This window comes from Acinetobacter sp. M5A5_2a (assembly GCF_053345265.1).
Window position 1 is genome coordinate 1 of the sequence record NZ_JBKEZV010000018.1, and the last position, 13,886, is coordinate 13,886.

At 38.0% G+C, this 13,886-nt stretch carries 16 protein-coding genes; 11 read left to right on the plus strand and 5 right to left on the minus strand.

Annotation, left to right across the window (positions count from 1 at the left end; genetic code table 11):
* Positions 1 to 299: 299 nt before the first annotated feature.
* The 3 genes from ACLBWE_RS18815 to ACLBWE_RS18825 are packed head-to-tail and all read left to right on the plus strand — an operon-like array spanning position 300 to position 2,526.
* Entirely contained in the window at positions 300 to 803 is a 504-nt protein-coding gene (locus ACLBWE_RS18815; protein WP_092710839.1) for a YfiR family protein, read from the plus strand.
* 5 nt (positions 804 to 808) lie between these two features.
* Positions 809 to 2,032 carry a diguanylate cyclase domain-containing protein gene (locus ACLBWE_RS18820; protein WP_005043367.1) on the plus strand — a complete coding sequence of 408 codons (1,224 nt, stop codon included), beginning with the start codon at positions 809 to 811 and terminating at the stop codon, positions 2,030 to 2,032.
* Between the two features lie 14 nt (positions 2,033 to 2,046).
* A complete protein-coding gene (locus ACLBWE_RS18825) occupies positions 2,047 to 2,526 on the plus strand; it encodes an OmpA family protein (RefSeq protein ID WP_004638723.1) in 480 nt (159 codons plus the stop codon).
* Positions 2,527 to 2,573: 47 nt separating this feature from the next.
* Here the strand turns inward: ACLBWE_RS18825 and ACLBWE_RS18830 are convergent, their stop codons facing one another.
* Positions 2,574 to 3,584 (minus strand): metallophosphoesterase, encoded by a 1,011-nt coding sequence (locus tag ACLBWE_RS18830; RefSeq protein ID WP_447604250.1) that lies wholly within the window; start codon positions 3,582 to 3,584, stop codon positions 2,574 to 2,576.
* Positions 3,585 to 3,690: 106 nt separating this feature from the next.
* On the opposite strand from ACLBWE_RS18830, the gene ACLBWE_RS18835 reads away from it, so the two are divergent.
* On the plus strand, positions 3,691 to 5,316 hold the full coding sequence (locus ACLBWE_RS18835; RefSeq protein ID WP_447604251.1) for a phospholipase D-like domain-containing protein: 1,626 nt from the start codon (positions 3,691 to 3,693) through the stop codon (positions 5,314 to 5,316).
* Here the strand turns inward: ACLBWE_RS18835 and ACLBWE_RS18840 are convergent, their stop codons facing one another.
* Positions 5,317 to 6,126, minus strand: a complete 810-nt coding sequence (locus ACLBWE_RS18840) for a lysophospholipid acyltransferase family protein (RefSeq protein ID WP_005043363.1) — start codon at positions 6,124 to 6,126, stop codon at positions 5,317 to 5,319.
* 215 nt (positions 6,127 to 6,341) lie between these two features.
* On the opposite strand from ACLBWE_RS18840, the gene hflX reads away from it, so the two are divergent.
* The 4 genes from hflX (at position 6,342) to ACLBWE_RS18860 (ending at position 9,301) form a co-directional block, all read left to right on the plus strand.
* Complete coding sequence (gene hflX / locus ACLBWE_RS18845; RefSeq protein ID WP_447604252.1) at positions 6,342 to 7,685, plus strand: ribosome rescue GTPase HflX; 1,344 nt, start codon at positions 6,342 to 6,344, stop codon at positions 7,683 to 7,685.
* A gap of 33 nt (positions 7,686 to 7,718) precedes the next feature.
* Entirely contained in the window at positions 7,719 to 8,090 is a 372-nt protein-coding gene (locus ACLBWE_RS18850; RefSeq protein ID WP_447604253.1) for a hypothetical protein, read from the plus strand.
* 10 nt (positions 8,091 to 8,100) lie between these two features.
* Positions 8,101 to 8,775, plus strand: coding sequence for an LrgB family protein (locus ACLBWE_RS18855; protein ID WP_198497220.1), 675 nt, complete (start codon positions 8,101 to 8,103; stop codon positions 8,773 to 8,775).
* Positions 8,776 to 8,857: 82 nt separating this feature from the next.
* The gene (locus ACLBWE_RS18860) at positions 8,858 to 9,301 is read left to right on the plus strand and encodes a DUF2147 domain-containing protein (RefSeq protein WP_045437826.1); all 444 of its coding nucleotides are present in this window, start codon (positions 8,858 to 8,860) and stop codon (positions 9,299 to 9,301) included.
* A 90-nt stretch (positions 9,302 to 9,391) separates the two neighbouring features.
* On the opposite strand, the gene ACLBWE_RS18865 is transcribed toward ACLBWE_RS18860, so the two are convergent.
* Genes ACLBWE_RS18865 through pdxA form a run of 3 tightly spaced genes read right to left on the minus strand, consistent with a single transcriptional unit; the run spans position 9,392 to position 12,054 of the window.
* The gene (locus ACLBWE_RS18865; RefSeq protein WP_045437828.1) at positions 9,392 to 10,234 is read right to left on the minus strand and encodes a symmetrical bis(5'-nucleosyl)-tetraphosphatase; all 843 of its coding nucleotides are present in this window, start codon (positions 10,232 to 10,234) and stop codon (positions 9,392 to 9,394) included.
* Entirely contained in the window at positions 10,235 to 11,047 is an 813-nt protein-coding gene (gene rsmA, locus ACLBWE_RS18870; protein ID WP_003656092.1) for a 16S rRNA (adenine(1518)-N(6)/adenine(1519)-N(6))-dimethyltransferase RsmA, read from the minus strand.
* Between the two features lie 23 nt (positions 11,048 to 11,070).
* A complete protein-coding gene (pdxA, locus tag ACLBWE_RS18875) occupies positions 11,071 to 12,054 on the minus strand; it encodes a 4-hydroxythreonine-4-phosphate dehydrogenase PdxA (RefSeq protein ID WP_447604254.1) in 984 nt (327 codons plus the stop codon).
* Between the two features lie 173 nt (positions 12,055 to 12,227).
* On the opposite strand from pdxA, the gene rplM reads away from it, so the two are divergent.
* The 3 genes from rplM (at position 12,228) to ACLBWE_RS18890 (ending at position 13,883) form a co-directional block, all read left to right on the plus strand.
* On the plus strand, positions 12,228 to 12,656 hold the full coding sequence (gene rplM, locus ACLBWE_RS18880) for a 50S ribosomal protein L13 (RefSeq protein WP_003656097.1): 429 nt from the start codon (positions 12,228 to 12,230) through the stop codon (positions 12,654 to 12,656).
* Positions 12,657 to 12,668: 12 nt separating this feature from the next.
* A complete protein-coding gene (rpsI, locus tag ACLBWE_RS18885; RefSeq protein ID WP_002048725.1) occupies positions 12,669 to 13,055 on the plus strand; it encodes a 30S ribosomal protein S9 in 387 nt (128 codons plus the stop codon).
* A gap of 174 nt (positions 13,056 to 13,229) precedes the next feature.
* The gene (locus ACLBWE_RS18890) at positions 13,230 to 13,883 is read left to right on the plus strand and encodes a glutathione S-transferase N-terminal domain-containing protein (RefSeq protein ID WP_004638694.1); all 654 of its coding nucleotides are present in this window, start codon (positions 13,230 to 13,232) and stop codon (positions 13,881 to 13,883) included.
* The last annotated feature ends 3 nt before the right edge of the window (positions 13,884 to 13,886 follow it).

Genomic DNA, 13,886 nt, shown 5'->3' on the forward strand with positions numbered 1-13,886 from the left:
CTCATCAAATTCATCACTTAAAGTAATCAACTCAATTCCAAGTAACTGTTTTTCAACAAGTTCTTATCTGCATCACCGCCGATGGATGTGCATTATAGAGGATTAACAACCCTTTGCAAGGGGTATTTCAGCCTTTTTCTTTTGAGTGCCGCTTTTTTCTACTATTTTACGAAAAAAGTGATATATATGCCTCTTTTTTAGGCATATCAGTCAACCTTAGATGAGATATTAAACTTTTTTTACTTTATCAACTTCATGTAGAATAGATCATTCGTGCAATAGTTTGGCATTAACTCACCATGTGGCAGTTCGCTAAGAAAGTATTTGTTTGCATACTTGTAGTGTTTGCTACGAGTGGGCCTTGTTATGCCAATTCAAAACATAACTTCTATGTGCTTACTTTATCTATTCTAAGCTACAGTAAGTGGGAGAATGTAAATACTCCTACTCTTTGTATTATTGATAATCCCTCCATTACATCTACCTTTCAATCTTATATCCAGCAAATGTCTTATAATTATCGTGTTCAAACTGTAAACGCGAAAGATTTTGCACGGTCACATTGTCAGGCTGTTTATTTTTCTACTACTTCTCCACAGCAGCAACAAAGCCTTATTCAGAATTATCCTTATCGTTCTTTACTTTCTTTAAGCATCAATAATTCAGACTGTGAAATAGGAAGTATCTTTTGTTTATATAATCAAAATAATTACACTACCTTTAAAGTTAACTTAGATGCTTTAAGTCACTCCAAAGTTCATATCGATCCGAGAGTATTGCTCTTGGCTAAGAATGCGGAGTAAGGATTATGATATCTAAGTTGTATCAGTCCACGTCTCTGCATGCTTTATTTAGAAAGTCTCAATTTACGATTTTTGCAATTACGTTCTTTATTTGTTCTTTTACCTTTGTATCGATTTCTGTTTTTACAATGGAAACCTATGCTAAGCAAAATTTACAATTGCTCAGCCATACCCTGCTCGAACGTATTCAACCAGCAGTTGTATTTAATGACAAAATTACGATAGAGCAAATTTTGAATGAATATACGAATGATCATTCAATCCGTACTATTCATATTTATGATTCAGAACATCATTTAATTGCACAAAGTTTTAAATTATCAAGTCAGACTTCAATTTTAGAGGGGTGGTTTGATCATTGGTTTTTAAATGAACCCGTTCATCTTACAATTTATCATCACGAACAAAATGTAGGTGAATTAACCCTGTTTGGTAGTTCAGAAAAAATCTTGCAGTTCCTAAAAATGATTATGGTAGGGCTCGCAATTGCGATGTTGTTTATTGTTTGCGCTTTGTGGTGGTCAGTAAACTTAACTTATCGCCAAATTATGCAGGCTATTTATCCACTTACCAATATTGCTCAAATTGTAAGTGAGCAAAAAGCTTATAATCTTCGGTTCCCTTATAATCGAATTAAAGAATTTCAAGATTTAAATACTGTTTTTAATGAGTTACTTGAAGAAATTCAGATATGGGACAATCAATTACAAAAAGAAAATCGTAAATTGTCATTTCAGGCTCATCACGATCAGCTCACCTTATTACCTAATAGACATTATTTTTATCAAATTCTTTTAGATATGTTTGAAGATAAGGGGTTTGATAACAAATCTGCTTTATTATTTATAGATAACAATAACTTCAAAGCGATTAATGACCAGTTTGGACATTTGGCTGGAGATGAAGTTTTGAAAGAAATGGCGAATCGCTTGCAAACCCGTTTACGTCATCAAGATTTTATTGCGCGTTTAGGTGGCGACGAATTTGCTGTCATTTTGCATTCCATTAGTCATGCTGATCATTTAATATCTATTGCTGAAAATTTACTCGAAAGCTGTAAAGAACCTTTGCATCTGAATGGTCAAACCATTTACTTCAGTTTTAGTGTGGGTATTGCTTTATCACAATTTGCATCTAGCCCCGAAGATTTCATTATGCAAGCAGATCAGGCAATGTATAAGGCTAAAAATTCGGATGAACGCTGGTTTATCTATAAACCTGAAAATTAAATTTAGGCTAATCTATGAATACAAGATCTTTAAAACTCTCCTTTATTGCATTGCTATGCATTACTCTTGCAGGGTGCCTGAGTTTTGGGCCATTAAAATATCGTCAGGTAAAATTGCTCAAAAAAGAAGGTTTTGTGCTTACAAATGAAGGATGGACTTTAGGTTTACCAGAACGTTTGTTGTTTGACTTTAATAATGCAGAGTTAAAACAGAGCCATGAAGCTGAGTTAGTGCGTCTAGCATCTCAATTGAATAAATATGATCTTAATAAATTGAAAATTGTTGGTCATACTGATGATGTTGGCGATGCTGCTTATAATCAAAAGCTGTCTGAAGAGCGAGCACAAAGTGTGGCAAACCTTTTCTTAGCTCGCGGGTTTAAGCAAGAAAATATCTATGTGATTGGTCGCGGTTCAACGCAGCCCTATGTTCCAAATACAACCAATGAAAATCGTGCGATTAACCGACGTGTTGCCATTGTTGTTATTCCATAATTTTCAATTTATAAAAAAGCCAATCCTCTGTGGTTGGCTTTTTTATTTTAAACTAACTCAATAATATCAATTGTTGGCGGCACTCTAAAACGTAAAGGGATACCGACCATTCCTGTGCCAACTGTCACAAAAACATCGGCATGTTCGTGAGAGTAAAATCCACGTTTATGACCTAAAATTGACACTTTTTTCATAATATAGGTGGTAAGCCATGGAAGCTCAACCTGCCCTCCATGTGTATGCCCAGATAACATTAATGGTCGATTCGGCAATTTAGGCACCATGTCTACCGTATCGGGATTATGGGAAAGAATTAACCAAGGCTTGTCTTGTGGTAAATCTGGCATCGAACGCATGTCGGTTTTTCCAGCCCAGAGATCACCAATACCAATCAAACGGAATTCTTCAAAATCAACTATTTTGCCTTCAATATCGACAACTTCATTATAAAACAAGGCATCTTTTAATAATTGTTGGATAGGTGGTCCTGGATATTGCTCATCATGGTTTCCAGGAACAGAGTAAACAGGTGCCTGAATTTCTTTTAAAACACTCAATTCTTGAATTAGTCTATTTTCTGGCTCATATGTCCAGTCACCTGCCACAACCACTAAATCAGGTTGCTGTTCATTTAATTTTTTAACTATTGTTTTTAGTTGGCGCTCATGCCCTGAAAATAAGCCAATATGTAAATCAGCAATTAACGCTACTTTTACTGGTTTATTAAAACTTCGATCTGGATTTAACCGATATTGATGTGTATCGACACGTACTAGATGAGGTTCAATAAATCGGGCATAAATTAAAATGCCACTTAAGAAAAAGATAAAAATACCTTGATGAATTGAATAGTAACCAGTCCAAGCAGCGTATAAATTAAAAAACCAGAGAGGAATAAGTAGATAAGAGAGATAAAATGCGAGTAAATGGACAAAAGCTTTAAATGGATGAATCGTCTCGGTTCGAGATTGATGAATCCAAGCTTCAGAAATCCCCCATAAAGCAAGTATTGAAAATATAAAGTAAAAACAAAAAATAATTGAATTTGGATTCCACATTACGACTCTCGACTTATCTTATATTGATTGCTAGTAATCAAATTCAATATTTATCTTTCAATATGCACGAATTATACTCTAGCTCACGTTATCGTATGTACTGATTATGGCACAATCCATTCATTCCAAACAGCTTCAAACGAATCAACAAGCTAAAGGCTTTTTGATAAAAGCCTCTATAGTCCTATGTTCTAGTTTTGCTGTGGGTTTGACAGGATGTAGTACTCTGCCAAAACATGGTGTTGAACCAGTACAATATGCAAAAGATATTGATACTTCTGAGACCTCACTTGCCAAACTGATTACCCCCTTACGTCAGCAAAACCCAAAACTAACGGGTTTTCACATATTAAATGATCCGTTGGAGGCTCTAGCAGCCCGCCTAAGATTAATTGATAAAGCCGAAAAGACATTAGATTTACAATATTACATTTGGGACAATGACAAAGTTGGTGCTTTGGCGTTACACGCGATTATTCGAGCAGCTGATCGCGGGGTAAAAGTCCGACTTCTTATTGATGATAATAATGCAAAAAAAATAGAAGGGATTTTGCTTGCCCTTTCTCAGCATAAAAATATTGAAGTTAAGCTTTTTAACCCCTACCGTTTTCGTAAATATCGCGCGATGGATATGGTTCTTGATTTAAAACGTATCAATCGTCGTATGCATAATAAAAGTTTTATTGCCGACAATGAGGTTGCTCTTATTGGCGGACGAAACATGACAAATCAATATTACAATGTAAGTGATAGTTATCAATTCTCTGATGTCGATGTGATGCTAGTTGGTGCTGCTGTTGATGATATTGTGAATTCGTTTGATGACTACTGGAATCATGAATATGCATATTCAGTTCAAAGTATCGTAAGTCCAGAGCAACATCGTCTACGTTATGAAGGATTAAAAGAGCAACTCGAAGCTCACTACCAACAGGCGACAGTTCAAAACTTTCTAAACTTAACCGCAAAATCACATGCATTTGATGAATGGTTAAATCGCAATATTCAATTCGACTGGGTCAAAGCCGAAGTCGTAAAAGACTCGCCCGATAAAATCAAATCAAAGGCTAAAAAAGAAGAACACCTTAATTTCCAGTTAATTAACCATCTAGAAAAACCGGAAAGTAATGTTGATTTGATTTCAGCTTATTTTATTCCAGAAAAGCAAGGCGCCAAGATTTTAAGTACTCTTGCCAAAGAAGGTGTTGAGGTTCGAGTCTTAACGAACTCATTTAAAGCAAATGACGTTGCTGTCGTTCATGCCTTTTATGGAAAGTATCGTAAAGAACTTCTTAAAAACGGCGTACAACTTTATGAGTTTTTACCCACACCCGATAAAAGAGATTTAAATAAAAATACAGATGAGCTAGCAACTAAAGCAAAAGTGAATATGAAGGGATTAAGCCGCTCAAGCTTGCATACTAAACTTATGGCTTTAGATGAGCAGGTTTTTATTGGTTCATTTAATTTTGATCCACGCTCAGCTTATTTGAATACTGAAATTGGCGTAATTTTGGATAGTCCATCATTGGCTAAGACAATTCACCACACGATGGATGAAAATTTAAACAAATTTGCTTATAAGCTAAAGCTCGACGCTAATAATCATATTTATTGGCAGCAAGAGACTTCACATGGTCCCTTAATTTATAAACAAGAACCCGAGATGAAATGGTGGCAAAAGGCAGGCATGAAGTTTCTTTCATGGCTGCCAATCGAAGGATTCATGTAATTAATTTTTTGGCTTAAGTACTTTCTGATGTAGTTGAGCCAAGCCTTCTACCATTTTTTCTTGAACTTCATTTGTTAAACTTTTCACATCATGCCCTTCCACTGAAATTGGTGGCAAAGTTAACAAATGAGCTGTTACTTTCGGCATTTCAAGTACGCGTTGAATATGTTCTGCAAAAGACATCTCACCAATGAATGGAGCAACTGTATCTAATTGTCCATAACGGTTTACATAACAAATTAAACATACCTGTACTGGACGTTGGGCCTCAATAGCAGCCCCGAGTAAACGGCCATGTACTTTCTTCACAGAATGCCCATCGGTGGTAGTCGCTTCAGGGAAAAATAGTACAGGAATATTTTGTTTTAAAAATTCGGTAATTTGCTCACGGATTCTAACGGAGTCCCCAGACCCACGCTTAATAAATAAAGTTCCACCGCCTTTAGCTAAATTCCCGAAAATGGGCCAATTTTCAATTTCAGCTTTAGCAAGGAAGAAAACTCGAGCACCTGAACCTAAAACAGCAACATCTAGCCAGGAAATATGATTACTTACCCAAAGAGCAGGTTCTCGAGGAATTGTTCCGTGTACTTCTACATCTAAGTTAAAAACCTGACATAAACGGCGGCAAAAATATTGGACATAGCGTGTATTAACCGGATTATTAGGATCTTTATAAAGGCCATGTCGATAAACTAAATAAAAACCTTCACTAATTGCAGCCGTGGCAGAAGTGACTTTTTTTCCGTATAAACCTATTTTTGATAATTTCTTTAACGTTGAATTAACTATACTTTGCGTTTGAGCCATAAAATTTCACTAACGATCAATCATTGTTATACCCATCTCGAGCATTCTATACGTTTCAGAATAAACTTGCATTGATGATAGAGAACGGGAAATAAAATAAATTCAGACATCTCTAACTACATTTAACTAATCTAAAGGATAAGAACAAACGCTTTCCCCTTTTGCTTAAGTTTCATCTAGAATAAAGTTTTCCCATTTTCAGGATTTATAGCCACGTGGAATATGTTGATCGGCATCAAGGCGGTGAACGCACAATTTTAGTGAGTGTTTCTGTACAATTATTAGATGATCTGGATGCCGAAGAGTTTGCTCTACTTGCACAGTCTGCTGGTGCAGATATCCTTGAACATATTAAGGTTCAGCGAAATAAACCCAATCCTAAATTTTTTATTGGTTCAGGGAAAGTTGAAGAAATTGCAGAGCGAGTTCAGGAACTAGAAGTAAGTCTGGTGATTTTTGATCATGCTTTGTCACCCGCTCAAGAACGAAATTTAGAAAGAATATTAAAATGCCGAGTCATTGACCGTACAGGATTAATTTTAGATATTTTTGCGCTGCGTGCCCGTACACATGAAGGTAAATTACAAGTCGAACTTGCTCAGCTTAAGCATTTATCTACTCGTCTTATTCGTGGTTGGTCAGCAGACTTTGAACAACAAAAAGGTGGTATTGGCTTACGTGGTCCTGGTGAAACACAACTGGAAACAGATCGTCGCCTCATTCGTGTTCGTATTGCCCAATTAAAAGATAAATTAGAAAAAGTACATCAAACCCGTATACAAGGGCGTGCTGCAAGACAAAAGGCAGCCATCCCAACTGTATCGCTAGTTGGTTATACCAATGCGGGCAAATCAACTCTATTTAATATTTTAGCGAAAAGTGATGTCTACGCAGCCGACCAACTATTTGCAACACTCGATCCGACATTACGCCGTTTGGAATGGGATGGTATTGGTACTGTCGTGTTAGCAGATACGGTAGGCTTTGTACGAAACTTACAACATGATTTAGTTGAATCATTCAAAGCAACACTTGAAGAAACACTTGAAGCCACTCTATTACTGCATGTTATTGATAGTAATAGCCATGACATGCTTGATCAAATTGAAGCAGTTGAAGGTGTATTAAAAGAGATTGGCGCAGATGCTCCAGTACTTCGGGTATACAACAAAATTGACTTAAGTGGTGAAGAAGCCAAAATCATTTATGCCGAGCCACATGTACCAGATCGAGTTTATGTTTCTGCTCATGCTGGCCTTGGTCTAGAATTACTTCAACAAGCAGTGCAAGAATGTTTAATGGGTCAAATTCAACATTTTTCACTGATTCTTAAACCTGCTTATGGCAAATTGCGCACCCAACTTTATGCTTTAAATGTGATTCAGTCTGAACACTATGATGATGCTGGCTTATTGCATATTGATGTACGCATTGCCCCACATAAGTTAGAAAAGCTTATTCGCCAAGCAAAACTGCCCTTAGAGGAAATCTTAGGAGAACGTGCTAGTCAATTTAGCCGTCCCTTGGAGGAGTTTGAAATCAAGGGTCAGATCAGTTAAAACTTGATAAGTAAACTTTTAGAGATAAAAAATATGGATAAGATCAAAAGTATAGACTGGACAGCATGGGTAGCAACTTTACTGCTCATTATTGGTTTTCGTGAAGGCTCTGTCATCGTCATGCGTGCTTTTGGTCATCCAGAATTAGGTAATTTAGCCGGCTTAATCAGCTTACTCACTATTTTGATTATCTGGAGAAAGTTCAAGAAAATCCCTCTCCGGATAGTTGATACAAATAATAAAATTATGAAAGAAAGTGGATTTGCTTTTTTACCCGTTTGTGCTGGCTCCTTAATTATGTTGGTGCATATGGGTAAAGAAATTCCACTATTCCTTTTTGTTTTAGTAGTCAGCACCCTTATACCTTTGTGGGTCTATGCAAAAATGGCAAAACGTTGGTTATAAGGAGAATAAAATGTTTACGATTTTCTATGGTTTTTTAATCACCTTAATTGGTTATCTGTGTGCAAAACCTTTAAACCGACGTTTTCCGCAAGTTCCGCTTTTAGTTTTCGGCATGTTCATTGTCATTGCCTTACTTTCAGTTTTACAAGTTCCTTATGAACAATATCGTCTTTATGTGAATGAGTTATTTAGCCATTTATTGGGGTATGTGACTGTAGCCTTAGCAATTCCCTTAGCTGCAATGCGTTACGATGACCTTCCAATTAAATCGGTCATTGGTATTTTACTTTTTGCAAGTATTAGCGCTGTTGCTTTGCCTATGGGCCTCGCTTATTTATTGCATATGTCAGAACCTACTATTCTTGCATTTGCAACTCGTGCGGTAACCACCCCAATCGCTCTGAACATCGCAACTTTATTGCATGCTCCTGAAACACTGGTGACCCTTATTGTTATTTTATCTGGGGTTATTGGCGCTGCATTTTCACCATTTTTACTTAAGCACATTCATGATGAGCGTGCTTCCGGTTTAGCCTTAGGTTTAGCTGCTCATGCCATAGGAACAGCTCAAGCTTGGCAGCGCGGACCAGTTGCAGGTCGCTATGCTGCATTTGGTATGGCTTTGAATGGCGTATTTACTGCAATTTGGTTGCCGACATTAATGCTGTCACTTGGAACACCTTAATTAAGAAGCCGATTAAATAAACATTGAACGGTATATCAATTCGAAATAAGATGATCTTTCAAAGTTAAAAGGATTTTTAATTATGGGGAAAATTTTTATTGGAGCGCTGCTCTTACTGGGGATCAATACTGCTACATTTGCAGCAGATATTACAGGTCTTTGGCAAACAATTGATGATAAGACAGGTGCTCCCAAAGCACAGGTAGAAATACGAAAAGAAGCAAATGGGACTTATGCTGGAAAAGTTACTAAAGTCACGCCACGCCCGGGTTATACCCCTAAGGAGATTTGTGATAATTGCCCAGCACCATATACCAATAAACCAATTTTAGGTCTAGACATTGCAACGGGCTTAAAACAAACAGATGGACTTAATTTTACTGGCGGTAAAATTTTAGATCCGAATACGGGCAAAGTTTACGGACTTAAAGCAAAGCTTAGCGCAACTGGCAACCGTTTACATATGCGTGGTTATCTCGGTGTTTCTGCTTTGGGACGTAATCAAATCTGGATTCGCGTAGAATAAAAGTTAAAAATAAAAAAGCCGCTTATGCGGCTTTTTTATTTTCACTCGGGTACAACCCTCGTCTTGCGCTCATGAAAAGCATTGCTTTTTCTAGATCCGCTCAGGATTATCGACAGCAAAGATTTCTTTGTCTTCAAGGCGATAAGCCATTAATTTTCGCCCCCAAACACAACCACCATCAATATTTTGGATCTGCTCATTAACGCTTCTACCTTCTAATGCAGCCCAATGACCAAAAATAATCTGATGAGTCTGAGCAGCTTTACTTGGAAATTCGAACCAAGGTAAATAGCCTTCTGGCATTGGCGCATCTAGAGCATCTTTAAAACTGAACTCTAAAGCTCCTTCTGCGTTGGTTAAACGCATGCGAGTCAGATAATTGGTAATACAACGTAAACGTGCTGAACCTGTTAGATCATCTTCCCACAAATCGGGTTTTGAACCATACATTTCTGCTAAAAAAGCATCCAATACAGATAAATCTTGATGTGAGAGTACTCCTTCAACCTCTTTTGCTAGCGTTGCAGTTTTTTGTGCATCCCAAATGCAAGGTATGCCCGCATGAGTAAGAATTGTGTGCTCGTTTGGGAATAAACATAAAGGCTGTCTACGCAACCAGTCGATTAATTCATCGCCATCAATTGCATCAATAACATCCTGTGTGCGATCTTTTTCTTTAATCTCTTTTAAACCACGTGCACCCGCAATTAAAGTCAGGTCATGATTTCCGAGTACAGTTGCAGCTGCACCGCGATCAGCAAGTTTTTTAACAAAACGTAAGGCACCTACTGAGTTTTCGCCACGAGCAACCAAATCACCTGCAAACCATAAAAAATCTTGGTCTGGATCAAAACGTATTTCTTTAAGTAAGGCTTTCAGAGCTTCAAAACACCCTTGTACATCGCCAATCACATAATTAAAACGTTTAGTCATTTATCCCACCATTTGATCGGCTAAAGCAACAAATTGAGTAAGTGTTAAAGTTTCCGGACGAGCCATCGGATCAACGCCTGCTTTTTCAAAGCCATCTTCAGCGATCATACCTTTAAGACTATTTCTTAGGGTTTTACGACGTTGGGTAAATACATGACCAACCAATCGAGCTAAAGCTTTTTCATCTTTTGCAATAATTGGTTTTTGTTCATAGGGAACAAGGCGGAAAACAGCACTCGTTACTTTAGGGGGTGGATTAAATGCGCCAGCTGGCACTTCAAATAAAAACGTTGGTTGGCAATAATACTGAATCATTACCGACAAGCGACCATATTCTTTTGTGTTTGGCTCAGCCGTAATACGGTCAACCACCTCTTTTTGGAGCATAAAGTGCATATCTTTAACTTTACTGCCAAATTCCAAGAGATGAAAAAGTAATGGGGTTGAAATGTTATAAGGTAAATTACCAACCACACGTAATGGTCGACCATCTTTTACTAGTTCGCTAAAATCATATTTTAATGCATCAGCTTCTATAATCGTTAAACGTTCAGGATGTGGGACGCGTTCTGGTAAGCCTGCCGCTAAATCACGATCTAGCTCAACAACTGTTAAGGCATCACATTCCCCAATTAAAGGAGAAGTTAAAGCAGCCAAACCTGGTCCAATTTCAACAACATTTTCACCCGCACGCGGATTCACCGAGCGCACGATTTTGGCAATGACTCGCTGATCATGTAAGAAGTTTTGACCAAAACGTTTACGAGCTTTATGCCCTTCATCTTTCGGGTTTAGGGCATTAATTTGATACATAGAACATTTCCAACATGAAAAATTTAGCTCGCTGCCAAAGATAAAGCTAAATCGACAGCGACGTTTAAACTTGAGCTTTTTGCCAAACCGGTCCCGGCCAAAGACAATGCCGTGCCATGATCGACCGAAGTTCGGATGAATGGCAAACCCAATGTAATATTGATGGCCTCACCAAACCCTTGTGATTTTAACACAGGTAAACCTTGATCATGGTACATGGCAAGTACAGCGTCAGCATTTTTAAGATGCTCAGGGGTAAATAAGGTGTCCGCAGGCAAGCTTAGGCTCATTTTTATCCCTTGTGCCCGATAACTTTCAAGTACTGGATTAATGGTATCAATCTCTTCGCGTCCCAAATACCCATCTTCACCCGCGTGAGGATTTAATCCGCAAACAAGTACGCGCGGATCCATAATCTTAAATTTAGTTTTTAAATCATGTAATAAAATATCAATGACCTGATGCAAACGCTCTTTGGTAATAGCATCTGCAACATCTCTTAAGGGCAAGTGTGTAGTAGCCAAGGCAACACGTAAAGTCTTGGTTGCAAGCATCATGACGACACGCTCTACACCTGCAAATTCTTGATAGTATTCAGTGTGTCCACTAAACAAAATACCTGCATCGTTAATGACCGACTTTTGCACAGGAGCAGTGGCGACCCCAACACTTTTACCAGACATTGCATAATCAGCTGAGCGGCGTAATTGTTCTAATACATAAGCTGCATTAGCTGAGTTTAATTGCCCATTAACAACCGCCGTTTCTAAAGGTACATGCTCTATATAAAGTTCACCTAAAGACGATGATTCAGCTTGTCCCGTATATTCTAGAAATTGAATATCTATCCCGAGTTTCTGAGCACGTTGTTCTAATAAATCTCGGTCACCCAAAATAACAAGTGGGCGTTCATCAACTCGCTTAGCCAAGCTCAAGCAAATATCTGGACCAATACCAGCCGGCTCACCGGAAGTGACATATAAAGGCAGCACAATCACCCCAGACACATAACGAAAATTTGTTTGATTTTAACATATCCCGCATTCATCAGTTTATGGATTAAATTATATGGCTTAAACTGGATTTTTCTTGTGACTTTGAACAAACTCGTTTAGAATGCTCGCTCCTTTTGTTTGGACAGATTCCATAGTCCAAACCAACTATAATAGGTAGTGGTTTAATGAAAACTCTCAGCGCTAAGCCAGCTGAAGTTCAACATGACTGGTATGTTGTTGATGCTTCTGGCAAAACTTTAGGTCGCCTTGCGACTGAAATCGCTCGTCGTTTACGCGGTAAGCACAAAACTTCTTATACTCCTCACGTTGACACTGGCGATTACATCGTTGTGATTAATGCTGAACAAGTTCAAGTGACTGGTAAAAAAGCGCTTGATAAGAAATATTATCGCCATACTGGTTTCCCTGGTGGTATCCGTGAGACTAACTTCGAGAAGTTAATTGCTCACAAGCCTGAAGCTGTTCTTGAAAAAGCAGTTAAAGGCATGTTACCAAAAGGTCCTCTTGGTTATGCAATGATCAAAAAAATGAAAGTGTACGCTGGTACTGAGCATCCGCATGCTGCTCAACAGCCACAAGTTTTGGACATCTAAGGGATACAGCACATGGCTACTAATTATGGTACAGGTCGCCGTAAGACCGCAACTGCACGTGTTTTCTTGTCAGCTGGTACAGGCAAACTCGTTATTAACAACCGTACTTTAGAGCAATATTTCGGTCGTGAAACTGCTCGTATGGTTGTTCGTCAACCTTTAGAACTTTTAGAAGTTACTGAAAAGTTTGACCTTTACATCACTGTTAAAGGTGGTGGTATTGGTGGTCAAGCTGGCGCGATCCGTCACGGTATTACTCGTGCGCTTATCGCTGCTGACGAAACTTTAAAACCTGTTCTTCGTCAAGCTGGTTTCGTTACTCGTGATGCTCGTGAAGTTGAACGTAAGAAACTTGGTTTACGTAAAGCTCGTAAGCGCCCTCAATTCTCTAAACGTTAATTCGTTTATCGAGTTGGACAAAAAGCCTTGGATTTTTCCAAGGCTTTTTTATTATGAAAATAGAACAATAAAATGCAAACTTATAAATATAAACAAACTATCTCGTTAGAACCGTGATTTCCTAGAGCATTTTTAGTATCCTAATCGATTCACTCAACCACGTCGTCTTGTGATATGTCGGTCGAAAACACCTCTATTCAGGGGATTACCCTTTACAGTCATGCTGATGATTTCCGTTCTCACTGGATTCGTTTCTTATTAGCAGAAAAGCAAATCAAATATCAATTGATCGTAACTGACCATGAAGACGAAGATTTAGCAAGTTTAAATCCTTATAACCAATTGCCGATGTTGGTCGAGCAAAACCTTAAATTATTTTCAGCGCCTATTATTGCTGAATATTTAGATGATCGTTATCGCCAAGGTAAGCTTTACGCAGATGCGCCAATGATGCGTGCAGAGCAGCGTCAATATATATGGAGACTTGAAAACGACTGGTTCAAATTAGCAGATCAGATGTTAAAGCATGCTGATTCTTTAAATGTCGAACAAAAGCAAAAAGCTCAAAAAGAATTACGTGAAACTTTAATTTCACTTACTCCCCTATTTCAGCATTTTCCCTATTTTATGTCTGAAAATTTCACAATCTTGGACTGTATGCTTGCCCCTATTTTCTTAAGGCTAAATAGCATGGGAATCGATTTACCGAAACAGCACTGCCGACCGATACTTTTGTATTGTAAACGTATCTTTGAGAGGCCTTCTTTTGCTAAATCAATGACGGCTCAAGAGAAAAACCGTTACAATGAACTATTAAATATGGAATAGTGT